Below are 24934 nucleotides of genomic sequence, written 5' to 3' on the forward strand. Positions count from 1 at the left end.
AGGCGCGGCGCGCCGCGACGGGGCCGGCAGGCGAAGCGCAGGCAAGCGAGCCGTAATGGAGGCCGGATGGGCGAGCCGGTCCAGGTTGCCATCGGCAGCCTGACACTCACCGATTTCAGGAACTACGAGCAGGCGAGCGTCGCATTCGGCGCCCGTCTTGTGGCGTTGGTCGGCGACAACGGCTCCGGCAAGACCAACCTGCTGGAGGCGGTCTCGCTGCTGACCGCAGGGCGCGGGTTGCGCCGGGCCCAGCTCGACGACATCCGCCGGCAGGGGGCTCCCGCCGGCTGGAGCGTTGCCGCCCGTGTCGAGGGCGTGGCCGGGGAGACCCGCATCGGCGTCGGCCATGCGCCGGGCGAGACCGGCCGGCGCGTGCGCATCGACGGCACGGATGCCCGCTCGTCCGAACAGTTGCTCGACTATCTGCGCGTGCTCTGGCTGCTGCCGGCGATGGACGGGCTGTTTACCGGCCCGGCCGGCGACCGCCGCCGCTTCCTCGACCGCCTGGTGCTGGCGATCGACCCCGGCCATGGCCGCCGCGTCGCCGATCTGGAAAAGACCCTGCGGTCCCGCAACCGCCTGCTGGAAGAGGGCGGCTCTGCCGCCTTTCTCGACGCGGTGGAGGCGCAGCTCGCCCCGCTTGCCGTCGCGGTCGGCTTCGCCCGGCGCGAGACCGTCGCCCTGTTGCAGGCTCGGATCCGCCAGCAGGGCGACCTCGGCCTTCCCTTTCCGCTCGCCGGGGTGGAGCTTGCCGGCGAGTTCGAACGCGACTGCGAGGGCGTGGCGGCCTACGACATCGAAGATCGCTACCGCGAGCAGCTCGCCGCGACCCGCATGCGCGACCGCGCCGCCGGGCGGACCCTTTACGGGCCGCATCGCAGCGATCTGGCGGTGCGCCATCTGGCCAAGGACATGCCGGCGGCGCTCGCGTCTACGGGCGAGCAGAAGGCGCTGCTGATCGGCCTCGTCCTCGCCCATGCCGAAGTGACCTCGCAGACCGCCGGCATGACGCCGGTGCTGCTGCTGGACGAGGTCGCCGCCCATCTCGATCCGGGCCGACGCAGGGCGCTGTTCTCGCGTCTCTCGGAGCTGGGGCTGCAGGTGCTGATGACCGGCACGGACAGCCAGCTTTTCGTCGATCTTCCCGAAGGCAGCCAGATACTGAAGGTCGCACAATCGACCATTTCGTCCTATATGAAGGACTGACCCGCCGCGTGCGGGCGCCCTTGGCCGGCGCCCCTTCGGCCCCTTGCAGGATCACGCTTTCCATGGATGTTTCCGCGCTGCTCGTCTTCGCTGCGGCCCTGTTCGTCGCGGCCGTCATTCCCGGACCCGGCATCGCCGCCATCGTTGCGCGCGTGCTGGCGCGCGGGCGCGAGGGGGCCTTCGCCTTCTGCTTCGGCATCGCCCTCGGCGACGTGATCTGGCTGGGCTTTGCGGTCGCCGGCCTTGCCGTGCTGGCCAAGACCTTCGGCACGGTGTTCCTGGTGCTGAAATATGCCGGCGCGCTCTATCTCGCCTATCTGGCCTACAAGATGTGGACCGCACCGGCCGATGGCGGCCTGGCAGCGCTCGGCCCCGTGCGCAAGGAGAGCCCCTTCGCCCTGGCCATGGGCGGGCTGGCCGTCACCATGGGAAACCCCAAGGTGATGGTCTTCTATCTGGCGCTCCTGCCCAACATCATCGCGCTGGAGACGGTGACCGTGCTCGGCTATGCCGAGCTGTCGCTGATCACCTTTGCGGTGCTGGCAGTGGTTCTGGGCGGCTATTGCCTGCTTGCCGAGCGGGCGCGGAAGATGCTCGCCAGCCCAAGGGCCGTGCGACTTCTCAACAGGGTCGCGGGCTCGGTCATGGCGGGGGCCGCGGTCGCGGTTGCGACGCGGTGATCGGCAGAGATCGGAATGCGCCGGTAACGCATTGACTTGAAACGGGAAAACCAACGCGCATCCGGCATGCCCCGAAACAGGGCGGCGCCTCCCGTGTCGGGACGGTGCGCAAGGGGCCGAAACCGGCCGGAAAGCTTGGTGACAGCCGGTTGAACCCCTGTTGCAAGCCCGTATAACTGAACGACACACAAGATCCAGCGAGCGTTTGATTCGAATGAGCGACACTCCGACGGGCAGCGAGAGCGAACCGCAAGCCACCACCGGCGCAGATGATTACGGCGCCGACTCGATCAAGGTCCTCAAGGGCCTCGATGCGGTGCGCAAGCGCCCGGGCATGTATATCGGCGACACCGACGACGGCTCCGGCCTCCACCACATGGTGTACGAGGTGGTCGACAACGCCATCGACGAGGCCCTGGCCGGCCACGCCGACCGCGTCACCGTGACGCTGAACGCCGACGGCTCGGTCACCGTGACCGACAACGGCCGCGGCATCCCTACCGACGTGCACTCCGAGGAAGGGGTTTCCGCCGCCGAGGTCATCATGACCCAGCTGCATGCCGGCGGTAAGTTCGACCAGAATTCCTACAAGGTGTCGGGCGGCCTGCACGGCGTCGGCGTCTCGGTGGTGAACGCCCTGTCGACCTGGCTCGACCTGCGCATCTGGCGCAGCGGCAACGAACACCGCATGCGCTTCCGCAACGGCGAGGCCGAAGCCCCGCTGGCCGTCGTCGGCCCGGCGGAAGGGCGCAAGGGCACCGAGGTGACCTTCATGCCCTCGCCCGAGACCTTCACCCGCATCGAGTTCGACTTCGGCACGCTGGAGCACCGCCTGCGCGAGTTGGCTTTCCTGAACTCCGGCGTGCGCATTCTCCTGACCGACCGCCGCGGCGTCGAGGAGAAGGCGGTCGAGCTGTTTTACGAGGGCGGCCTGGAGGCCTTCGTGCGCTATCTCGACAGGGCCAAGCACCCGCTCATCGAGGCGCCGATCGTCTTGCGAACCGAGAAGGACGGCATCACGGTCGAGGCGGCCATGTGGTGGAACGACAGCTACCACGAGCAGGTTCTGTGCTTCACCAACAACATCCCGCAGCGCGACGGCGGCACCCATCTGGCCGGCTTCCGCGGCGCGCTGACCCGGCAGATGACCGGCTATGCGGACCAGTCGGGCCTCCTCAAGAAGGAGAAGGTCTCGCTCACCGGCGACGACTGCCGCGAAGGGCTGACCTGCGTGCTCTCGGTCAAGGTGCCGGATCCGAAATTCTCGTCCCAGACCAAGGACAAGCTGGTCTCCTCCGAGGTTCGCCCGGTCGTCGAGAACGCCATCAACGGCGCGCTGGCCGAGTGGCTGGAGGAGAACCCGGCGCCCGCGCGCGTGCTCGTGTCCAAGATCGTCGAGGCGGCCTCGGCGCGCGAGGCGGCGCGCAAGGCGCGTGAGCTCACCCGGCGCAAGGGCGCGCTGGATGTCGCCTCGCTGCCCGGCAAGCTCGCCGACTGCCAGGAACGCGACCCGGCCAAGGCCGAGCTTTTCCTGGTGGAGGGCGACTCGGCCGGCGGTTCCGCGAAGCAGGGCCGCAGCCGCGAGAACCAGGCGATCCTGCCGCTGCGCGGCAAGATTCTCAACGTGGAGCGCGCGCGCTTCGACAAGATGCTGTCGTCGAACGAGATCGGCACGCTGATCACCGCGCTCGGCACCGGCATCGGCAAGGAGGAGTTCAACCTCGCCAAGCTGCGCTACCACAAGATCATCATCATGACGGACGCCGACGTCGACGGCGCTCACATCCGCACCCTGCTTCTGACCTTCTTCTTCCGGCAGATGCCGGACCTGATCGAGCAGGGCCACGTCTATATCGCCCAGCCGCCGCTCTACAAGGTCAAGCGAGGCAACTCCGAGCAGTACCTGAAGGACCAGGAAGCGCTGGAGAACTACCTGATCGATACGGGCCTGGAAGACTGCACCCTGACCCTTGCCAGCGGCGAGGTGCGCAGCGGCCACGACCTGCGCGATGTGGTCGAGAAGGCGCGGGCGGTTGCCGGCATTCTCGACGGCCTGCATTCGCGCTACGACCGCGACGTCGTCGAACAGGCGGCGATTGCCGGCGCGCTGAACCCGGACGTGCATGACGATCCGGTGCGCGCGGCGGAGGCGGCAGCCTATATCGCCCGCCGGCTGGACATCCTGGCCGACGAGTTCGAGCGCGGCTGGGAAGGCAAGGTGCTCGACAATGGCGACCTCGTCTTCGAGCGTACCGTGCGCGGCGTGAAGGAGGTGGCGACCATCGACGCGGCGCTGCTCGGTTCGGCCGACGCCCGCAAGCTGGACGCCCGCACCCAGACCCTGCAGGAGGTCTACGTCAAGGCCGCGACGCTGGCCCGCAAGGGCAGCGACACGGCCATTCGCGGGCCGCGGGCCCTCCTCGACGCGGTGTTCGCACAAGGGCGCAAGGGCATCGCCATGCAGCGCTACAAAGGTCTCGGCGAGATGAATGCCGAGCAGCTGTGGGAAACCACGCTCGATCCGAACGTACGCTCCCTACTGCAGGTGAAGGTGCGCGAGGCGGATGCCGCCGACGACATCTTCACCAAGCTGATGGGCGACGACGTCGACCCGCGGCGCGCCTTCATCCAGGAGAACGCCCTCGCGGTCGCCAACCTGGACGTCTGACGCTCTCCGGCCGGCGGAAAACGCCGGGAAGCGGGATTCTTCCTTTGACAAAGCGGGCCGCCCCCCCTATACGAGGCGGCCAAGACATTCCTCAAAAACAAGCTGCAAGCAACCTATGCCGACAATCAACCAGTTGGTTCGCCTGAACCGTAAGCCGACCGTCAAGAAGTCCAAGACCCCCGCGCTGGGCGGTAACCCGCAGAAGCGCGCGGTTTGCACCCGCGTCTACACCACGACGCCGCGCAAGCCGAACTCGGCTCTTCGTAAGGTCGCGCGTGTTCGCATGACCAACGGCAATGAAGTCACCGCCTACATTCCGGGCGAGGGCCACAACCTGCAGGAGCACTCCGTGGTGCTGGTGCGCGGCGGCGGCCCGAACGACCTTCCGGGCGTGCGCTACCGCGTGATCCGCGGCGTGCTCGACACCCAGGGCGTCAAGGACCGTAAGAAGCGCCGTTCGCTCTACGGCTCCAAGCGTCCGAAGTAAGCTTCCAGCCGGGTCCCGCCCGGCAGGGAATTGTCTTGTCGAGGCCTTCCGGACACCCGTCCGGGAGGCCTTGATGTTTTTGGGCGAGGGGCTTGCGAGGCGAGCGCCTAGAGCGTGCCGGCCTCGAGCCGCTTCAGGCTGCGCGCGGCGGCGGCGAGGTAGTCCTTGCGGGTCTCTGCCGACATGCGGTCCCAGGTCCGATAGGGCTGGGCAAGGCGCGGGTTGGCGCCGAGCTTCTCCCGGTTGCGGATCAGGAAATCCCAGTACAAGGCATTGAAGGGACAGGCATTTTCGCCGGTGCGGTCCTTCACGTCGTACCGGCAGTTGCGGCAGTGGTCCGACATCTTGTTGATGTAGTTGCCGCTCGCCGCATAGGGCTTGGAGGCGAGCAGCCCGCCATCGGCGAACTGGCTCATGCCGACCGTGTTCGGCAGTTCCACCCATTCGAATGCGTCCGCATAGACCGCGAGATACCACTCGTGCACCTGGTGCGGGTCGATGCCGGCGATCAGCGCGAAATTGCCGGTCACCATCAGCCGCTGGATGTGATGCGCGTAGGCCTCGTCCCGGGTCTGGCCGACGACCTCGCGCAGGCAGGCCATCCTGGTCTCTGCGCTCCAGTAGAACTCCGGCAGGGGCCGGCTCGCGCCGAGATGGTTGGCGCCGGCATAGTCCGGCATCTTCAGCCAGTAGATGCCGCGCACATATTCCCGCCAGCCGATGATCTGGCGGATGAAGCCCTCGGCCGAGTTGAGCGGCACGGCACCGTCCACAAACGCTTGCTCCGCCTTGCGGCAGACCTGCAAGGGGTCGAGCAGGCCGGCATTGAGGTAGGGCGACAGGACCGAGTGGTAGAGGTACTTTTCCCCGGTCAGCATGGCGTCCTGGTAGTCGCCGAAACGGGGCAGGGCCTCGTCGATGAAGCGGTCCAGCGCCGCCTCGGCGTCCTCGGTGGTGACGGCGAAGCGGAACGGGGTGAGCCTGCCGAACCCGTCCGGAAACTGCGCCTCGACCAGGTCCAGCACCGCCCGCGTCGTCTCGTCCGGCTCGAAGGCCAGCGGGCGCGGCATGAAGAGGTCGGTGTCCGCCGGCTTGCGGTTCTCGGCGTCGAAGTTCCACCTGCCGCCGACGGGCTCGTCGCCTTGCATCAGCAGTCCGGTCTTGCGCCGCATCAGGCGGTAGAAATACTCCATCCGCAGCTGCTTGCGGCCCTCCGCCCAGGCGCCGAACTCCTTGGCACTGCAGAGGAAACGGCTGTCGGGCAGGATGTCGACCGGCAGGTTATGCGCGCTCTCTAGCCCGCGCAGGATCTCCATCACCCGCCACTCGCCCGGCTCCGTCACCCGGATGCGCAAGGCATCGTGCCGCGCCACCGCCCGGCCGATCTCGCCCGCAAAGCTGCCGGTGTTGTCCGGATCGTCGAGCTCGACATAGTCGACCTGCCAGCCGGCCCGGCGCAGGGCGGCGGCGTGATGGCGCATGGCGGCCAGGATGAAGGCGATCTTCTTGCGGTGATGCGGGACGTAGGTCGTCTCCTCGGCGACCTCCATCATCAGCAGTCGTGCATCGCTCTTGTCGACGTCCCGGAGCGCCGAGAGGCCGAAGGAGAGCTGGTCGCCGAGGACCGGAATGAGGACAGGTCTGGTCATGCCTTGCGGGGATGCGCTGGACGAAAAGATGGTCTTTTCGGTTACGCAGCCCGGCTTTGTGCGGATCTCGGCCCGGCGCGCGCAAGGGCGGGACGGGAACAGTCTGCCGCGTCCCCCATCCCGCCCGCGGGGACAAACGAAAGACGCCCGGTCGGTATCCCGCCGGGCGTCTTCATCAAACTGGCTTTGCGAATTTCGAGACGGATTTTGCAAAATCCCGTCTCAATTTTCGCTGATTTTGCGACGGCTCGCGCAATCTCGCTCCGCGCGAAGCGGGGACAAGTGCCGGCGTCGGTATCAGGCGGCGATGCGGCGCTGCGCCTTGAAGGCGACCGGAGTGTTCTCGCGGTTGCGGCGACGCTCCTCGGCGGAGATATACACCAGCGCGTGATGCTCGCTGCAGTAGGAAATCCCCGCCTCGACGCGGTTGCGGCACGGGAAGGTGTAGTTGCCGCCGGTGCCTTCGGCCCACTTGCACTGGCCGGCACGCGGCAAACGGAGTTCGGTCATCGTCCTGTCCTTCAGTCTGGTGACGCCTTGCACTCCGAAGCGCGATCCGCGGGGCTTGCCGCGGCATCGGTGTCAGGAGCGCCTGCCAGCGGCTGCGCGTCAAAAAAGCCGGGCCAAGGCCCGGCGTCGATCCGATGACCGTAATATAGGTGTCACGTTGTAAAAGGCCAAACGCATCTCCGGCATGGGAGCCATGCCTATATTGCAGTGCAGCGATGTGGCTGACGCCGAGCGGTTGCAGTCTTGCTTCAACGCTCGCGTTCTTCGCGAAGGTTGGTGATCACCCGGCGGTTCTGCGCCTTGCACTCTTCTTGGGCGCAGTCGCGCACCTTGCGCTCCGTTCCGTAGCCTTTGGCCCACAGCCGGTTCGGCGCGACGCCCTTGCCGACCAGATAGGCCATGACCGCGTTCGCCCGGCGCGTCGAAAGCGCCGTGTTGTCGCCGGCGCTGCCCGGATCGTCCGCAAAGCCCTGGATCTTGGCGTACCAGGTCCGGTGGGACATCAGCCACTCGGCCTGCTTGTCGAGCGTCATGCGGGCGGTCTCGTCGATCTCCGCCGAGTCGGGCGTGAAATAGGTCCGCCGGCCGACATTGAGCATGAAGGCTTCTTCGCTGCCCGGCTCCATGTTGGCGAAGCCGATCACCGGCGCGTTGGTGACGTCCGGCGAGGCGACATTCTCGACCGTGTTGCAGCCGGCGAGAAGCGCGGCCAGAAGCAGAGGCGAAAGCGGGAGGCGCGGCCGCGAGGTGCGGCCGGTTGCGGGCGTCGAAAAGGCGGTCACGTGCGCTCCTGATCCTGCGGTTTGCCGGCGCCCAGATGCTCCAGAACCGACACGCGGGTTCCGACAGGGCAGCGCTGGTAGAGGTCGATGATGTCTTCGGGGAACATGCGGATGCAGCCCGACGAGACGTCGCTGCCGATACTCCAGGGCTCCAGCGTGCCGTGCAGCCGGTAGCCGGTGTCGGCGCCGCTGTCGTGGTGCAGGTAGAGCGCGCGCGGACCGAGCGGGTTGTTCGGCGCGCCGCCCTCGACCATCGGCGGCAGGTCGGGCTGGCGCTTGCGCATCTCCGGAGGCGGCACCCAGCGCGGCCACAGCGCCTTGCGGCGAACCTGCGCGCGGCCGAACCACTGGAAGCCTTCGCGCCCGACGCCGACGCCGTAACGCAGGGCGGTGTTGTTCTCCCAGATCCAGTAGAGGAAGTGGTTGCGCGTATCGACGACCACCGTGCCCGGCGATTCTTGCGAGAAATACTTGACCATCTGTCGGCGCCAATGCGGCTTGATCACCGAGAAATTGGTGCGCCGATACTGGAAGCCGTTGTCGGCGGCGGCCCCGTCGAACCATTTCGAGGACGCGAATGCAGGCATGGGCAGCGAGATGTTCGCCGCCATCGCGCCGGCGCCGATCAGCAGCGCGCGTCGTGTCATGGATGCCGTCATGCCGTCTCCTCCTCTTGACGGGCAGCCGCTCCCGCCCCGCGCCCGGCAGTATCTGCGAGCGCGGAACGGCCCTATTACTGTCCATCGAGGAGAAAACGTCAATCCTTCGAAGTTTTTCAGTTCGATGACGGTGGCGGCGACGGCGATGGCGACGGGGCCTCGCCGAAGTCCGCCCCGGCCGCCGACAGCGCCTCGCGCGTGTCGAGATCGAGGCGCGCGGCCTCGCCGATCTCCACCTCCCGCATGGCCGAGGCGTTCTGCCCGATCAGGTGACGGGCGCCCGTGTCGCCCTCCAGCCGCGCCAGCGCGTCGAAATGGCTGCGGTCCCACAGGACCGGATTGCCGCGCTTGCCGTGGGTGGTGGCGAGCACCAGGGTGATGCCCTCGTCCGGCCGGTAGGCCTCGATGAGCCGATCGACAACGGCCGCCGTGATGCCGGGCATGTCGGCGAGCAGGATCATCGCGGCATCCGCGTCCGCCCCGAGCGCCTTGACGCCGGTGCGGATCGATCCGGCCATGCCGTCCGCATAGTCCGGATTGTGCACCAGCACGACGTCGAGCCCGGCAAGTGCGGCAGCGACCTCCTTTGCCATGTGGCCGGTCACCACGGTGAGGCGGGACAGCCCGCTGGCGAGCGCGGCTTTGGCCGCGATGCGCACCAGGGGCTCGCCGCCGATCCGGGCCAGCAGCTTGTTGACGCCGCCCGCCCGCCGCGACTGGCCGGCGGCGAGCAGGATGCCCTCGATCCGCCGCTGGCGCGAAGCCGCCTGCGGCGCGGCCTGCACCGCCTCGCGCGCGGTTTCGCGCGCTGCCTCGCGCGGCTGCGGCCGCGTGCCGATCTCCATCAACAGGCCCCCGACGCCCATGCCGGTGATCTCGTGGGGAGTGACGGGCAAGTCCGCCATCAGCCGGTCGAGCACCCAGTCGAAGCCGTTTTCCTTGGGGCTGCGGGCGCAGCCCGGCGCGCCGAGGACCGGCACCCCGCCGACCTCGCCGACGAGCAGCAGGTTGCCCGGATCGACCGGCATGCCGAAATGGGTGACCGCGCCGCCGGCCTGACGGATGGCGGACGGGATGACGTCGTCCCGGTCGACGATGGCCGAGGCGCCGAAGACCAGAACCAGCTCCGCCCCGTCCGCGATCAGCGCGGCGATGGCCCTCGCCGTCTCGCCCGTCTCGTGGGCGACGCGAAGCTCGCGGATGAGCTGCGATCCGTAGACGGCAAGGCGGCTTTCGGTGATCCGCCGGGTCTTGTCGAGGGTGGCGGGCTTGAGATGCGCAAGCTGCGTCGCGACCAGCCCGACGGGGCGGGCGCGGAACGGGGCGACGCGCACGGCCCCGCGCACCGCCTCGCAGGCGGCCTCCACATCGGCGCGCGGCGCGGCGAAGGGAATGATCTTGGCGGTGGCCACCATGCGGCCGCGGGTGATGCGGGCGAAGGCGGGAAGGGTCGCCAGCGTGATCGCCGGATCGATGCGGTTGGTCCGGTCGATGGCGTCCTTGTCGACCACCAGAAGGCCGTCGGCGTCGGCATGGAAGTTGACCCGGCCGGTGAAGGGCGGCTCCAAGGTCATGCCGCCGCCGGAGGCGGCCTGCGCGATGCGGCTCGCCGCCTCGTCCTCGTGGCAATCGTCCGGGCCGAGCCGGGCGGCAACGACCTGCTCGATCCCGGCCTCCACGATCCTCGCGATGTCGCCGGCGGTGAGCCGGTGACCCTTCTTCAGCGCGCCGTCGGCAAGCCGCAGCGTATGGGCGAGCAGGGCGCCTTCCGCGTCTTTCGTGGCGAGCGGGCCGAACTTCACGGCCGGCCTCCCTCTCCCTTAAGTTCGGGGCTCTTGCGCAGGGCGGCGATGATGTTGGCGAGCACGGCAACCGCGATCTCGGCCGGCGAGGCGGCGCCGATATCGGCGCCGATCGGCGCGTCGATGCTGTCGAAGGCGTCCGGCGTCACGCCGGCCTCCAGCAGCCGCTCGCGGCGCTTGCCGTGGGTCTTGCGGCTGCCGAGCGCGCCGACATAGAAGCACCCGACCGACAGCGCGGCGGCAAGCGGCACGTCGTCGATCTTCGGGTCGTGGGTGAGCGCGGCGAGCGCGGTGTAGGGATCGAGCGCCAGCTGTTCCAGCACGTCGGCCGGCCATTCGGCGAGCAGCGTGCCGTCCGGAAACCGCTCGGGCGTCGCAAAGGCGGTGCGCGGATCGACGACGGTCACGTCGAAGCCGGCGATCTGCGCCATCGGCACCAAGGCCTGGCTGATATGGACGGCGCCGATCAGCACGATGCGCGGCGGCGGCACGCTGACGGTGAGGAAGGCCTGGCCGCCGCCTGCAAGCTCCACCAGCCCGGACTTGCCGGACCTGAGCCTTGCGCGCAGCTCCGCCGCCAGCGGATCGGCGTCCGCGATGTCGCCTGGGGCGACGAGGCGCTGGGCGCCGCTGCCGATCTCGGTGACGAGGATCGCGGGCTTGCGGCCGCTGCGGGCGGCGTTGAAGCGGGCGAGGAGCTGAAGGTCCATGGGAAGCGGTCCTGAAAAGGGGCAGCGCCGGCAGGCGGCGGCGTGAGGCGGGCGAAGGGCGCGGGCCGGCCCGGCCGCGCAGGATCAGGCGGAGCGGGCCACCGGCTCCACATAGACGCGGATGCGCCCGCCGCAGGACAGGCCGACGCGCCAGGCGGTCTCGTCGGCGACGCCGAATTCCAGCATGGCCGGCTTGCCGGTCTCGATCACCTCGGCGGCTTCGGCGACGACCGCGCCCTCGACGCAGCCGCCCGACACCGAGCCCTCGAAGTTTCCCTCCGCATCGATGACGAGATGCGCGCCGACCGGGCGCGGCGCCGAGCCCCAGGTCTCGACCACGGTGGCAAGGGCGACACGGCGCCCGTCGCGGCTCCAGCTTTCGGCCAGAACCAGCGGATCGATCTCCGTCCGGATTGCATCCTGTTGCATGTCCGTCTCCTTCGTTGCCCCGAATATAGGCTCACCCCGGCGCCCTGCACAGGCGTCCCGTCGCTGGCCTTTGGTCGGAAGGGGAGCGGAAGAGAGGAAGGGCGGCAGGTTGGGCGGGAGGAGCGGCGGAAACGACCCGCCGATGCGCCCCTCTCGCTCGGCTGTCGTCCCGGTTTCGGCAAAGCCGAAGACCGGGAACCAGTAACCACGGCGGTCGCGACCCTTGCCGTCGCGCGCCACCGGAAGGCCGGGGGCTGCTGCCGTCGCATACCCACCCGCCCCGGCGGATACTGGATACCTGCCTTCGCAGGTATGACAGCCGTGGAGGCGGCGAAGCGCTTCCGTCCCACAGCTGCCGAGGATGCCAATGGTTCCCGGTTCTGCGCTGCGCTGGACCGGAATGACGGGAGCCTGTCGCTCCCCGCACACAGCGCTGCAACGAAAAAGGGCCCCCCAACGAAAAAGGGCGCCGCAGTCTGCGGCGCCCTCCGACGTGTCTGCAGTCCGCTGCGGCGTTATTCGGCCGCGGCGCGGAAGGACGGGGCGGCGGCGAGAATGGCGCCGTCCACATGGCTTTCGAACTTGGCGAAGTTGGTGACGAACATGTCCACCAGCTTGGCGGCCTGCGCGTCGTAGGCGTCCTTGTCGGCCCAGGTCGAGCGCGGATCGAGGATCTTCGGGTCGACGCCCGGAACCTCGACCGGAACGGCGAAGCCGAAATTCGCGTCCGTGCGGCAGGCGACATCGCGCAGCGAGCCGTCGAGCGCGGCGGCGAGCAGCGTGCGGGTGGCGCGGATCGGCATGCGGTTGCCGGTGCCGTAGGCCCCGCCGGTCCAGCCGGTATTGACCAGCCAGCAGTCGACCTCATGGGCGGCGATCAGCGAGCGCAGCAGGTTGCCGTACTCGGACGGATGGCGCGACATGAACGGCGCGCCGAAGCAGGTGGAGAACGTCGCCTGCGGCTCCGTCACGCCCTTCTCGGTGCCGGCGACCTTCGCCGTGTAGCCGGACAGGAAGTGATACATCGCCTGGGCCGGGGTGAGACGCGCGATGGGAGGCAGCACGCCGAAGGCATCGGCCGTCAGCATGATGATGTTCTTGGGGTGCGGCGCGCGACCCGTCGGGCTGGCATTGGAGATGAAGTCGATCGGATAGGCGCAGCGGGTGTTCTCGGTCTTCGAGCCGTCGTCGAAATCGGGAACGCGGGTCTGCGGATCGAGCACGACGTTCTCCAGCACGGTGCCGAAGCGCTGGGTCGTGGCGTAGATCTCCGGCTCCGCCTCGGCCGACAGCTTGATCGTCTTGGCGTAGCAGCCGCCCTCGAAGTTGAAGATGCCGTCGGGGCCCCAGCCGTGCTCGTCGTCGCCGACCAGCGTGCGGGTCGGATCGGCCGACAGGGTGGTCTTGCCGGTGCCGGACAGGCCGAAGAACACGGCCGTGTCGCCCGTATCGCCGACATTGGCCGAGCAGTGCATCGGCATCACCCGGCTGGCCGGCAGCAGGAAGTTCAGCATCGAGAAGACGGACTTCTTCATCTCGCCGGCATAGGAGGTGCCGCCGATCAGGACGATGCGGTTGGTGAAGTCGCAGGCGATCACCGTCTCGGTGCGGCAGCCGTGGCGCGCGGGATCGGCGCGGAAGCTCGGCAGGTCGATGATCGTCATCTCGGGCGCGAAATCGACCAGTTCGGACGGCTCGGGACGGATCAGCAGGTTGCGGATGAACAGGGAGTGCCAGGCGTATTCGGTGAAGACGCGCACCTTGATGCGGTGGGCCGGATCGGCGCCGCCATGCAGGTCCTGCGCGTAGAGCGACATGCCCTTGGCATGGGCGACCATGTCGGCATGAAGCAGGGCGAACTGCTCGGGGCTCATGGAATTGGAATTGTCCCACCACACGGTGTCGCGGGTGGTGTCGTCGACGACGATGAACTTGTCCTTCGGCGAGCGGCCCGTGTGGATGCCGGTGTCGGCAACGAGCGCGCCACCATCGGCGACGACGGCCTCCTCGCGGCGCAGCGCATGCTCGTAGAGCGCCGGTGCCGTGAGGTTGCGATGAAGTCCGCCGAGCTCCTTCAAGCCGCACATGCCCGCGTCTTTCGAAGAAAGCTCTACGCCCTGATCCGCCATGTTTCCGAGATCCCTGTATCGTGTTGGTTCGCCGGTCCTTGCTGGACCGCTGAGACTGCCGGCTGCCGCGATGTGCGTCCTGTCGCGATTTCGCAATATGAGTCCGGTAGCGTGTGAACTGCCGGCGGCCCTGGTGCCGGCGCACGGAACGGCCGTCGACCCCCTTGTCGGGTCCGGCCCTGCTGTCTTTTTCGCTTTTGGCAGAGCGAACCTAGTGGATGGCCCCCAAATCAACAAGCGCAACGAAGGTGGCAACCCTAAGGCTAAATCGATTTAATTCACCGTTTCTGCAGTTATAATTATTTTTTAACGAAAAATAATACGTGTTCCGGCGCGCCGTCTCGTGGAATACTCGTTTCATATCAGTTCATTCGTGGATCATCCGTTCGGAACAGCACGAAGCCTCCGCGAAAACCGGTTCCGAACCGGCCCGCGGCACGGAACGGGGCTGCCGGATTCGCTGCGGCTGACCGGCCTGCCGGTTTCGGCTATGGTCGGGCTCCATTGCCCGGTGCGATGCGCTGCCCGCGTCCGCCGCCCGCCCCGTTTCCTTCATCCGTCAGGCCGAGATGTCGACACTTCGCAGTTCCGGTCCCGCTTCCGCGGGACATCATTTTCGCGCCACCGTGGCGCTGGCGCTGCCGATCATCGTCTCGCGCGCGGCGCTGGTGATCATGTTCACCGTCGACACGGTGATGGTGGGGCGGGCGAGCGCCGCCGACCTTGCCTATTTCGGCCTCGGGGTGGCGCCGCAGCTGACCTTGATGATGGTCGCCGTCGGCGCGCTGCAGGCGACCGCCGTACTGGCCTCGCAGGCGCTGGGCGCGGGCGATGCCCCGCGCGCCGGCGCGGTGCTGCGCGCCTCGCTCGCCCATGCGCTGGCGCTCGGCCTCATCTGTCTGTTCCTGTCGCTGCTGGCCGAGCCGTTCTTCCTGGCGATCGGGCAGGATCCGGACCTTGCCGCAGGCGCTGCCCGCGTGTCGCACGCCTTCGGCTTCGGCATGCCGGGCATCCTGCTCTTCGTCGCCTGCAACCTGTTCATGGAGGCGACGGGCCGGCCGAAGACCGGCATGGCGATCATGCTCGCCGCCAATCTCGTCAACGTGCCGCTGAACGCCGTGTTCGGCTACGGCTGGGGCGGCCTGGTGGAGGCCGGCGGGGCGGAAGGCATCATGCTGGCGAGCACCATCGCCCGCACGCTGGCCGGTCTGGCCATCCTGACCATCCTGGCGCTGCAGGCCCGGCGCGACGACACGTTCCGCATCCTGCCGCGCCGCACGGCAGGGGCGGCCGCGCTCGGCCTGTGGGCGGATCCGGACGCGCGCCTGCTGCGCCGGCTCGGCCTGCCGATGGGCCTTGCCCAGGGTGTGGAAAGCGCCGCCTTCGCGACCGTGGTGATGATGGCCGGCTGGCTCGGCACGGCGCAGCTCGCCGCCTACCAGACGACGATGAGCCTCGTGACGCTGACCTTCATGATGGCCATCGGCACCGGCGGGGCGACGGCGATCCGGGTGGGCCGGGCCTTCGGCGAGGGCGACATGGTCAATGTCGGGCGGGCCGGCTGGACGGGCATCGCGCTCGGCGCGGTGTGGCCGCTGCCCGTGGCGCTGCTGTTTCTGGTCTCGCCGGAAACCGCGGCGCGGGCCGTGACCTCCGACCCGCGCACGGTCGAGGCGGCGGCGCAGGCGCTGTTCGTCGCCGGCTTCATGCTGTCCATCGACGCGGCGATGGCGGTGACCATCGGCGCCCTGCGCGGCCTCGGCGACGTGTGGTGGCCGACCCTGTGGCAGATCGGGGCGTTCTGGCTGATCGCCATTCCGGTCGCCTATCTGATGGCCATCGTGCTGGCGGTCGGCGCGGGCGGGCTGATCGGCGGACTGATCGCCGGCATCCTCGTCTCCTTCGCCGGCCTGTCCTGGCGCTTCGCGCGTCAAAGCGCGATGCGGCGCCTGTCGCCGGTGGTTCCGCTGTAGCGGCTGGCGACCGGCTCCGGCCATCGCCATAATTTATGCGCATTTGCACCCGCAAGGCTGATAAACCAAGACGAGCGAACAAGAAGAACGGGTTCAGGGCTTTCGACCATGCCGACGATCGCACTCGTAGACGACGACCGCAACATCCTGACCTCGGTCTCCATTGCACTGGAGAGCGAAGGATACAGGGTCCATACCTATACGGATGGCTCCTCGGCCCTCGACCGGCTGATCACCGATCCGCCGGATCTTGCCATCTTCGATATCAAGATGCCGCGGATGGACGGCATGGAGCTGCTGCGCCGGCTGCGCCAGAAGTCGGACCTGCCGGTCATTTTCCTGACCAGCAAGGACGACGAGATCGACGAGCTGTTCGGTCTCAAGATGGGCGCCGACGACTTCATCCGCAAACCGTTCTCCCAGCGCCTGCTGGTGGAGCGCGTCAAGGCGGTGCTGCGCCGCGTGCAGCCCCGCGATCCCTCGACGAGCAAGCAGGAAAGCGACAAGCTGCTGGAGCGCGGCGACCTGATCATGGACCAGGAGCGCCACACCTCCATGTGGAAGGGCCAGCCGGTGACGCTGACGGTCACCGAATTCCTGATCCTCTACGCGCTCGCCCATCGCCCGGGCGTCGTCAAGAGCCGCAACGCCCTGATGGATGCGGCCTATGACGATCAGGTCTATGTGGACGACCGCACCATCGATAGCCATATCAAGCGGCTGCGGAAGAAGTTCAAGCTGGTCGACGACAGCTTCGACATGATCGAGACGCTGTACGGCGTCGGCTACCGCTTCCGCGAGGGCTGACGGCAGCGCCGCGCCCGCCCGGTCCATGCGCGATCCAGGCGGGAGCGGCCGGCCGGCAAGGCGTGGTCGGAAACTCCGGCCGGGAAAGATGGATGGCGATTGAGGTGGACACGAGCGGGCGGCCCGAACGCGAGGCCGACCGGCGGACGTCTCCTCCGGCCGAGGCCGGGGGCGCGCCGGCGGCTGCCCGCGGACCGTCCGGCCAACGCCGGTTCCGCCGGCGCATCCTGTCGCGCATCGCCGGTTCGATCTCGCCCTATCTCACCTCCTCGCTGACCCGCCGCATCCTGGTGCTGAACCTTGCCGGGCTGTGCGCGCTGGTCGGCGGCATTCTCTATCTCAACCAGTTCCGCGCCGGGCTGATCGACGCCCGCGTCCAGAGCCTTTTGACCCAGGGCGAGATCATCGCCGGCGCCATCGCCGCCTCGGCGACGGTGGAGACGGACGGGCTGATGGTCGATCCCGAGCAGCTGCTGCAGCTGCAGGCGGGGGAAAGCGTCTCGCCGACCGACGGCTCGCGGCTGACCGACTTTCCGATCAACCCGGAGCGCGTCGCCCCGGTGCTGCGCCGGCTGATCTCGCCGACCCGCACGAGGGCGCGGATCTACGATCCCGAAGGCATCCTGATCCTCGATTCCCGGCATCTTTATGCGCGCGGCCAGATCCTGCGCTTCGACTTGCCGCCGCCGACCGCCGAGGAGCCCGGCCTGTGGGACCAGATCTGGGCCGATGTGAAACTGTGGTTCCGCCGCGGCGACCTGCCGCTCTACGAGGAGATCGGCGCGGGCAACGGGCGCGCCTATCCGGAAGTGGAGGCGGCGCTCGCCGGCTCGCCCGCCAGCGTCGTGCGCGTGTCCTCGCGCGGCGAGCTGATCGTCTCGGTGGCGGTGCCGGTGCAGCGCTTCCGCGCCGTGCTGGGTTCGCTGCTGCTGTCGACGCAAGGCGGCGACATCGACGCCATCGTGCGGGCCGAGCGCATCGGCATCGTGCGCGTGTTCCTGGTCGCCGCGACGGTGACCATGGTGCTGTCGATCCTGCTGGCCGGCACCATCGCCGGCCCGGTGCGGCGGCTGGCGGCGGCGGCCGAGCGGGTGCGCCGGGGCATCAAGTCGCGCGAGGAGATCCCGCAATTCTCCGAGCGGCGCGACGAGATCGGCCATCTGGCGAGCGCCCTGCGCGACATGACCAACGCGCTCTACAACCGCATGGACGCGATCGAGACCTTCGCCGCGGACGTGGCGCACGAGCTGAAGAACCCGCTGACCTCGCTGCGCAGCGCGGTCGAGACGCTGCCGCTGGCCAAGCAGCCGCAGGCGCGCGAGCGGCTGATGGAGGTGATCCAGCACGACGTGCGCCGGCTGGACCGGCTGATCACCGACATTTCCGACGCCTCGCGGCTGGATGCGGAACTCGCCCGCGCCGATGCCGAGCCCATCGACATCTCGACGCTGCTGCTGGGCGTGTGCGATCTGGCCAACGAGCGGGCGGCGGCGGGCGAGGCGCGCGTCGAGGTGCACATCAATTCCTCGCGCCGCGACCATCCCTACCGGGTGCTCGGCCACGACAGCCGCCTCGGCCAGGTGGTCAACAACCTGATCGACAATGCCCGCTCCTTCTCGCCCCCCGGCGGCACGGTGCGGGTGACGGCGAACCGCACCGCCGACATGGTCGAGATCATTGTGGACGACGACGGGCCGGGCGTCCGCCCCGAGCTGCGCGAGCGCATCTTCGAGCGCTTCTACACCGACCGGCCGGAATCCGAAGGCTTCGGCAACAATTCCGGCCTCGGCCTGTCGATCTCGCGCCAGATCGTCGAGGCCCATCGCGGCACCATCTCGGTCGCCAACCGCGAGACGACGGACGCCAAGACCGGCGAGACCCGCATCGAGGGCGCCCGCTTCACCGTTCGCCTGCCGGCCGAGAGCCGGGGATGAGCGGCGGCGAAACGGTCCATGCCTCCTGCATCCTGGTCGGCAGCGCCGGCATCCTGATCCGCGGCCGCTCGGGCGCAGGCAAGTCGCGCCTCGGCGAGCGGATCCTCAGCGAGGCGCGCCTGCGCGGCCTGCTGGCGCTGGCGGTGGCCGACGACCGGGTGGCGCTTGCCGCCCGCTCGGGCCGGCTGGTCGCAAGCTGCCCGCCGCAGCTTTCCGGACTGTGGGAGCGCCGCGGCGAGGGGATCGCACGGGTTGCGGTCGAGCCGCGCGCGGTGGTGCGGCTGGTGGTCGACCTGGTGCCGGACAGCGAGCTGGAGCGGATGCCCGAGCCCGGCGCCATGCGGGTTGAGCTGTGCGGGGTCGAGCTTGCGCGCCTTGCCGTGCCGTGCGGGCGCGAGGACGCCACGGCGCTGGACGTGCTGGCGGTCCTGGCGGACAGGGCGTCCGGCGGGGCCTGATCGGCGTCGGTGCACCGCGCCTGCTGCCGGATGTCGCAGGCGGCCTTGCGAAAAAGCCGGGGGCGGGTCCGATTTTTCTTGCGCTGCAGCGTCACCTTGCCGACATTGGGCGCCCGGCATCGAACGACCGGGGGCGGGGAGCGTTCCGTCGCGTGCGGCCCTCGGGCCGCAGCGGTGCAAGACCGCAAGGGGCTAAGGTATCTCCACCGGTCGTCGGGCCGGCTGATATCCGGAAGCGCCCGTTGCGGCATGCGCCATGCCGGCCGCCGAAGGCGGACCGGACGGACGGACAAACGACGGACAGGGCATGATCGGTCTCGTACTTGTTACGCACGGACGATTGGCGGAAGAATTCAAGTCGGCGCTGGAGCATGTCGTCGGCCCGCAGGAGCGGGTCGAGACGATCTGCATCGGCCCGGACGACGACATGGAGCAGCGCCGGCAGGACATCCTGGCGGCGGTCGAGAGCGTCAACGACGGCTCGGGCGTGGTGCTGCTGACGGACATGTTCGGCGGGACCCCGTCGAACCTCGCCATTTCGGTGATGGACGGCACCAGCATCGAGGTGATCGCCGGCGTCAACCTGCCCATGCTGATCAAGCTGGCCAGCGTGCGCGGCGAAAGCGCCATCGCCGAGGCGGTGGACGAGGCCCGCAAGGCCGGCCAGAAATACATCTCCGTCGCCAGCCAGGTGCTGTCGGGCCAGGGATGAGGGGCCAAGTGTGACGGGGAAGGGATGATGGACCGGATGCAAGCGTCGGGGCTCACCCGCGACCTGAAGATCGTCAACCGTCGCGGACTGCATGCCCGGGCCTCGGCCAAGCTGGTGAAGCTGGTCGAGACCTTCGACGCCGAGATCGTGGTGATGAAGGACGGCCAGTCGGTCGGCGGCAACTCCATCATGGGCCTGATGATGCTGGCGGCCAGCCCCGGCTGCTCGATCCGCGTCTCCGCCACCGGCGCGGAAGCGGAAAGCGCGCTGGCCGCCATCGCGGAACTGGTGGAAAGCGGCTTCGGCGAGACCGACTGAGGCTTCGGCCGCGCATCTTCGCTGCCGCTCTGGCAACCAATGGGCCCCGGATCTCGCGATGCTCGTCCGGGGTGACGGCCGTAGTTGTGGCAGCGGCCTTTCCTCCCTCTCAAGTCGTCGTCCCGGGCAAGCGAAGCGCGACCCGGGATCCATTGGCGACCTCGGCGAGATTGAGGCGGAAGACGCTCCCCCCATTCTCGGCTGTCACGCCTGCGCAGGCAGGCGTCCAGTATCCGCCGGGGCAGAGGGCGCGCGCAGGTAGCGGCCACCGGCGTTTCGGTGGCAGCGCTGGGGACTCGCTCGAACCGTTCGGGGTTACTGGTTCCCGGTCTTCGGCTGCGCCGAAACCGGGACGACACCCAGAGAAAGTGTCGCTGCCTCGCCTCCACCTGCCGACGCTGCTCTTCCCTCTCAGGTCGTCTTGCCCGGAACGACGCCGGGAGAAGGTGGAGCCCCGAAGTACCGGCAGGTCGAATGAATGGGACATAAAGAAATCTTTATATCCTTATTGCTTTGTATCGGTTTCCGGCCTATAAACCGGGCATTCGCCGGGTGCCTGCATCCGGCGCAAGCCGTTTTCCGCGCCGGATGCGGGCCGCAAGGGCCGACCCGGCGCCAGACACGACCGTAGAGGCGACACCGTAGAGGCGACCCTGTCGAGGGCGATGCCGGAAGGGCCGGCCGCCCGTCGGGAAATGTCGGAAAATTCCTGTCCCGGACCCGTTCCGGGCGGGCGAGTGCTGTTCCAAACGAAAAGCGAGCGGACGATACGCATGACCACCGCAACCGATTACTACGTCAAGGACATCTCCCTGGCCGACTACGGCCGCAAGGAGATCGACATCGCCGAGACCGAGATGCCGGGCCTGATGGCCTGCCGCGAAGAGTTCGGCGAGAAGAAGCCGCTCAAGGGCGCCCGCATCGCCGGCTCGCTGCACATGACCATCCAGACCGCCGTGCTGATCGAGACGCTGGTCGCGCTCGGCGCCGAGGTCCGTTGGGCGTCCTGCAACATCTTCTCGACCCAGGACCATGCCGCCGCCGCCATCGCCGCCGCCGGCATCCCGGTCTTCGCCGAGAAGGGCGAGACGCTGGAAGAGTACTGGGACTATTGCGACCGCATCTTCTTCTTCCCGGAAGGCACGGCCAACATGATCCTCGATGATGGCGGCGACGCCACCATGTACATCCTGCTCGGCGCCCGCGCCGAGGCCGGCGAGGACGTGCTCTCCAACCCGGGTTCGGAGGAGGAGAAGATCCTCTTCGCCCAGATCCGCAAGCGCATGGCGGCGAGCCCGGGCTGGTTCACCAAGCAGCGCGACGCGATCCGCGGCGTCTCCGAGGAGACGACGACGGGCGTCAACCGCCTGTATCAGCTGAAGGCCAAGGGCCTGCTGCCGTTCCCGGCGATCAACGTCAACGACAGCGTCACCAAGTCGAAGTTCGACAACAAGTACGGCTGCAAGGAGAGCCTCGTCGACGGCATCCGTCGCGGCACCGACGTGATGATGGCCGGCAAGACCGCCGTCGTCTGCGGCTACGGCGACGTCGGCAAGGGCTCGGCCGCCAGCCTTCGCGGCGCCGGCGCCCGCGTCAAGGTGACCGAGATCGACCCGATCTGCGCCCTGCAGGCCGCCATGGACGGCTTCGAGGTCGTCACCCTGGAGAAGGCCGCCCCGACCGCCGACATCGTGATCACCACCACCGGCAACAAGGACGTGGTGACCCTCGACCACATGCGGTCGCTGAAGGACATGGCGATCGTCGGCAATATCGGCCACTTCGACAACGAGATCCAGGTCGAGGCGCTGCGCAACTACAAGTGGACCAACATCAAGCCGCAGGTCGACATGATCGAATTCCCGGACGGGAAGCGCATGATCCTCCTGTCGGAAGGCCGGCTGCTGAACCTCGGCAACGCCACCGGCCACCCGAGCTTCGTGATGTCGGCCAGCTTCACCAACCAGGTGCTGGCGCAGATCGAGCTGTGGACCCGTCCGGACGCCTACGACAAGGACGTCTATGTCCTGCCGAAGCATCTCGACGAGCGCGTCGCCCGCCTGCACCTGGCCAAGCTCGGCGTCGAACTGACCGAGCTGTCGACGGCGCAGGCCGACTATATCGGCGTGAAGACCACCGGTCCGTACAAGCCGGAACACTACCGCTACTGATCGCTCCCGCCGGGTCCCGGCGCATCCGGCAGGCACGGGTCCTGCCGGGCGCGCGGCGGAACCGGCGCCGGAACGATCTGCGGACGATCCCTGGAACGATTGCCGAACGGGGGCTGTGGATGACACGGCCCCCGTTTACTTTTCGGTAACCGACACTTCTTCGCGATTCGCGTTTGCGTTATGGTCTTTGCGAATCAGGCGGGTCGTGAGGCAGAACTGCCTTGAGGTCCGCACATTGCGGGCGGGCCCGATGCGGCAGCCTGATGCGGGGTGCCCCGGTGCGGGTGCTTCGACAGGGCGACAGGGGAACGAGCGGATGCCGGCGGACGGCTGGGAACATGGGCGCGGGCGCGCCGCATGGCGGAGAATGAGTCGTAAGGCTCGGCTGGGCCTGTCGACCGCGCCACTGGCCTGGGCCGCCTCCACCGGCCTGTGCCTCGCCAGCGATGTCGCCGGAGCCACCCACCCGCTGTTTTCCGGATCCTTCACGCCCGAAAAGGTCGTCTGGATCGCCGCCGTCGGCGGCGCCGTGACCTTCGCGGTGACCGCCGCCGTCACCCTCATCCGCAACATGCGCGCCAGCTCCGGCACGCTGAACACCGCGACCGAGACCAGCGCCCGGCTGGCCGCGCGGCTCGACCGGCTGGAGAGCCTCGTCGCCTCCGACGACCAGCGCATCGTCATGTGGCAGCCCGGCGAGGACGAGCCCTTCGTCGCCGGCATGCTGGAGGAAAGCTCGGGCGTGCCGCGCTCGCCCGCCCGGTTGCTGGCCTTCGGCACCTGGCTGGAGGCGCGCGCGGCGGGCGCGCTGGAGCAGGCGGTCGACCGGCTGCGCCAGCACGGCGAGGCCTTCCGCATGACGCTGCCGACCCGCACCGGCGGCATGGTCGAGATCTGCGGCCGGGTGACCGCCAGCGCGCCGGTGCTGCGCCTGCGCGACCTCACCGGCGAGCGCAAGTCGCAGGCCCTCACCGCCGAGCGCAACAGCGCCATGACCCGCGAGCTGCAGACCCTGCGCGCGCTGCTCGACGGCGTGCCTTCGCCCGCCTGGCTGCGCGACGAGAGCGGCGCGCTGGTCTGGGTCAACGCGGCCTATGCGCGGGCGGTGGAAACCGACAGCGGCAAGGCGGCGATCGAGGCCGGGGTCGAGTTCCTGGATGCCAAGGGCCGCGGCCAGATGGAGCGCGGCCGCGACGAGGCCGGCCAGTCGCGCGCCCGCCTGCCGGCAGTGGCGGCCGGCGCCCGGCGCATCTTCGACGTCACCCAGATCTCCGTGGAGTCCGGTTCCGGCGGCATCGCCATCGATGTCAGCGAGCTGGAAAACGTGCGCCAGGAGCTCGGCCGCACCATCGATTTCCACGCCCGCACGCTCGACCAGCTGGCGACCGCCGTCGCGATCTTCGGCGCCGACCGGCGGCTGCAGTTCTACAACGCCGCCTTCCGCTCCCTGTGGGACCTCGACGCGAGCTTCCTGGAAAGCAATCCGACGGATGCGGCCCTGCTGGATGCCCTGCGCGCCGCGCGCAAGCTGCCCGAGCAGGCCGACTATCGCGGCTGGCGCAACAAGCTGCTGGAAACCTACACCTCGCTGGATGCGCGCGAATTCTGGTGGCACCTGCCGGACGGGCGGACGTTGCGCGTCATCGCCAACCCGCACCCGCAGGGCGGCGTCACCTATATCTACGAGAACGTCACCGAGCGGCTGGACCTGGAGAGCCGCTACAACTCGCTGATCCGCGTCCAGGGCGAGACGCTGGACAATCTGTCCGAGGCGGTGGCGGTGTTCGGCTCCGACGGGCGGCTGCGCCTGTGGAACCCGGCGTTCGAGAACATGTGGGACCTGTCCGACGACCGGCTCGGCGACAGCCCGCACATCACCCGCGTCGTCGACATGGAGATGCTGGAGCCGGAAGAGACGGCGATCTGGCGCCAGCTGGTGACGGCGGTGACCAGCTTGGCCGACAACCGCGAGCCGGTGTCCGGGCGGCTGGAGCGCGAAAGCGGCGAGGCGATCGACTACGCCACCGTGCCGCTGCCCGACGGCGGCACGCTGGTCACCTTCGTCAACGTGACGGATTCGGTGAATGTCGAGCGCGCGCTGCTCGACAAGAACGAGGCGCTGGAACAGGCCGACCAGCTGAAGAACGCCTTCATCCAGCACGTGTCCTACGAGCTGCGCTCGCCGCTGACCAACATCATCGGCTTCGCCCAGCTGCTGTCCGACCCGAAATTCGGGCCGCTGACCGACAAGCAGGGGGAGTATGTCGACTACATCCTCTCCTCCTCCTCGGCGCTGCTGGCGATCATCAACGACATTCTCGACCTCGCCACCATCGATGCCGGCATCATGGAGCTCGACATTTCCTCCGTGGACGTGGCGAGGACCGTGCAGGCGGCGGTGGAAGGGCTGAAGGACCGGCTCTCCGACAGCGGCATCGCGCTGAAGCTGACCGTCGCCGACGATGTCGGCGTGATCCAGGCCGACGAGCGGCGCCTGCGCCAGGTGCTGTTCAACCTGATCTCCAACGCGCTGCGCTTCTCCGATGTCGGCGGCACCATCGACGTCGGCTGCCTGCGCACCTCGGATGCCATCGAGTTCCACGTGCGCGACCACGGCTGCGGCATCCCCGAGGACATGCTCGACCAGGTCTTCGCCCGCTTCGTCGGGCGCGATGCCGGCCAGCGCCGCCGCGGCGCCGGGCTCGGCCTGTCCATCGTCAAGAGCTTCGTCGAGCTGCACGGCGGCACGGTCTCCATCGAGTCGGAAGAGGGGGTCGGCACATATGTCGTCTGCCGATTTCCCTTCGCACCCGACGCCCTCCGGCACGCCGCCGAGTGATCGGCACCTCC

The 24934-nt window shown here is 68.6% G+C and carries 20 protein-coding genes; 12 read left to right on the plus strand and 8 right to left on the minus strand.

Annotation, left to right across the window (positions count from 1 at the left end):
* Positions 1–66 precede the first annotated feature (66 nt).
* The 4 genes from recF (at position 67) to rpsL (ending at position 5041) form a co-directional block, all read left to right on the plus strand.
* Positions 67–1206 carry a DNA replication/repair protein RecF gene (gene recF, locus MNI96_RS09990; RefSeq protein ID WP_249692658.1) on the plus strand — a complete coding sequence of 380 codons (1140 nt, stop codon included), beginning with the start codon at positions 67–69 and terminating at the stop codon, positions 1204–1206.
* Positions 1207–1268: 62 nt separating this feature from the next.
* Positions 1269–1886: a LysE family translocator gene (locus MNI96_RS09995; protein WP_249692666.1), complete on the plus strand. Its 618-nt coding sequence runs from the start codon at positions 1269–1271 to the stop codon at positions 1884–1886.
* Positions 1887–2100: 214 nt separating this feature from the next.
* Entirely contained in the window at positions 2101–4554 is a 2454-nt protein-coding gene (gene gyrB, locus MNI96_RS10000; RefSeq protein WP_249692667.1) for a DNA topoisomerase (ATP-hydrolyzing) subunit B, read from the plus strand.
* 115 nt (positions 4555–4669) lie between these two features.
* Positions 4670–5041, plus strand: coding sequence for a 30S ribosomal protein S12 (gene rpsL, locus MNI96_RS10005; protein WP_067223430.1), 372 nt, complete (start codon positions 4670–4672; stop codon positions 5039–5041).
* A gap of 107 nt (positions 5042–5148) precedes the next feature.
* Here the strand turns inward: rpsL and MNI96_RS10010 are convergent, their stop codons facing one another.
* The 8 genes from MNI96_RS10010 to MNI96_RS10045 form a co-directional block, all read right to left on the minus strand.
* Positions 5149–6690: a cryptochrome/photolyase family protein gene (locus MNI96_RS10010; RefSeq protein ID WP_249692669.1), complete on the minus strand. Its 1542-nt coding sequence runs from the start codon at positions 6688–6690 to the stop codon at positions 5149–5151.
* Between the two features lie 297 nt (positions 6691–6987).
* Positions 6988–7200: a hypothetical protein gene (locus MNI96_RS10015; protein WP_067223435.1), complete on the minus strand. Its 213-nt coding sequence runs from the start codon at positions 7198–7200 to the stop codon at positions 6988–6990.
* Between the two features lie 248 nt (positions 7201–7448).
* A complete protein-coding gene (locus MNI96_RS10020) occupies positions 7449–7982 on the minus strand; it encodes an OmpA family protein (RefSeq protein ID WP_249692670.1) in 534 nt (177 codons plus the stop codon).
* A complete protein-coding gene (locus tag MNI96_RS10025; protein ID WP_249692671.1) occupies positions 7979–8641 on the minus strand; it encodes a L,D-transpeptidase in 663 nt (220 codons plus the stop codon). The genes MNI96_RS10020 and MNI96_RS10025 overlap by 4 nt, the downstream gene beginning before the upstream one ends.
* Before the next feature lie 116 nt (positions 8642–8757).
* Positions 8758–10443 (minus strand): NTP transferase domain-containing protein, encoded by a 1686-nt coding sequence (locus MNI96_RS10030; RefSeq protein ID WP_249692672.1) that lies wholly within the window; start codon positions 10441–10443, stop codon positions 8758–8760.
* A complete protein-coding gene (locus MNI96_RS10035; protein WP_249692674.1) occupies positions 10440–11153 on the minus strand; it encodes an XdhC family protein in 714 nt (237 codons plus the stop codon). Before MNI96_RS10035 ends, MNI96_RS10030 begins: the two co-directional genes overlap by 4 nt.
* Positions 11154–11237: 84 nt before the next feature.
* The gene (locus MNI96_RS10040) at positions 11238–11582 is read right to left on the minus strand and encodes an XdhC family protein (RefSeq protein WP_249692675.1); all 345 of its coding nucleotides are present in this window, start codon (positions 11580–11582) and stop codon (positions 11238–11240) included.
* A gap of 515 nt (positions 11583–12097) precedes the next feature.
* Positions 12098–13711, minus strand: a complete 1614-nt coding sequence (locus MNI96_RS10045) for a phosphoenolpyruvate carboxykinase (protein WP_502960321.1) — start codon at positions 13709–13711, stop codon at positions 12098–12100.
* Positions 13712–14280: 569 nt separating this feature from the next.
* Here MNI96_RS10045 and MNI96_RS10050 point away from each other — a divergent pair.
* The 8 genes from MNI96_RS10050 (at position 14281) to MNI96_RS10085 (ending at position 24923) form a co-directional block, all read left to right on the plus strand.
* A complete protein-coding gene (locus MNI96_RS10050) occupies positions 14281–15684 on the plus strand; it encodes an MATE family efflux transporter (protein ID WP_249692680.1) in 1404 nt (467 codons plus the stop codon).
* Positions 15685–15792: 108 nt separating this feature from the next.
* Complete coding sequence (locus MNI96_RS10055; RefSeq protein ID WP_249692681.1) at positions 15793–16491, plus strand: response regulator transcription factor; 699 nt, start codon at positions 15793–15795, stop codon at positions 16489–16491.
* A 92-nt stretch (positions 16492–16583) separates the two neighbouring features.
* Complete coding sequence (locus MNI96_RS10060; RefSeq protein ID WP_249692682.1) at positions 16584–18425, plus strand: sensor histidine kinase; 1842 nt, start codon at positions 16584–16586, stop codon at positions 18423–18425.
* The gene (locus MNI96_RS10065; protein WP_249692683.1) at positions 18422–18883 is read left to right on the plus strand and encodes an HPr kinase/phosphorylase; all 462 of its coding nucleotides are present in this window, start codon (positions 18422–18424) and stop codon (positions 18881–18883) included. Before MNI96_RS10060 ends, MNI96_RS10065 begins: the two co-directional genes overlap by 4 nt.
* A 307-nt stretch (positions 18884–19190) precedes the next feature.
* Positions 19191–19595: a PTS sugar transporter subunit IIA gene (locus MNI96_RS10070; RefSeq protein WP_249692686.1), complete on the plus strand. Its 405-nt coding sequence runs from the start codon at positions 19191–19193 to the stop codon at positions 19593–19595.
* A 24-nt stretch (positions 19596–19619) separates the two neighbouring features.
* The gene (locus MNI96_RS10075; RefSeq protein WP_502960322.1) at positions 19620–19913 is read left to right on the plus strand and encodes an HPr family phosphocarrier protein; all 294 of its coding nucleotides are present in this window, start codon (positions 19620–19622) and stop codon (positions 19911–19913) included.
* Between the two features lie 773 nt (positions 19914–20686).
* Complete coding sequence (ahcY, locus tag MNI96_RS10080; RefSeq protein ID WP_249692688.1) at positions 20687–22084, plus strand: adenosylhomocysteinase; 1398 nt, start codon at positions 20687–20689, stop codon at positions 22082–22084.
* Between the two features lie 367 nt (positions 22085–22451).
* Positions 22452–24923 (plus strand): sensor histidine kinase, encoded by a 2472-nt coding sequence (locus MNI96_RS10085; RefSeq protein ID WP_249692689.1) that lies wholly within the window; start codon positions 22452–22454, stop codon positions 24921–24923.
* Positions 24924–24934: the final 11 nt, after the last annotated feature.

Source organism: Stappia sp. WLB 29, assembly GCF_023507705.1.
GTDB lineage: Bacteria > Pseudomonadota > Alphaproteobacteria > Rhizobiales > Stappiaceae > Stappia.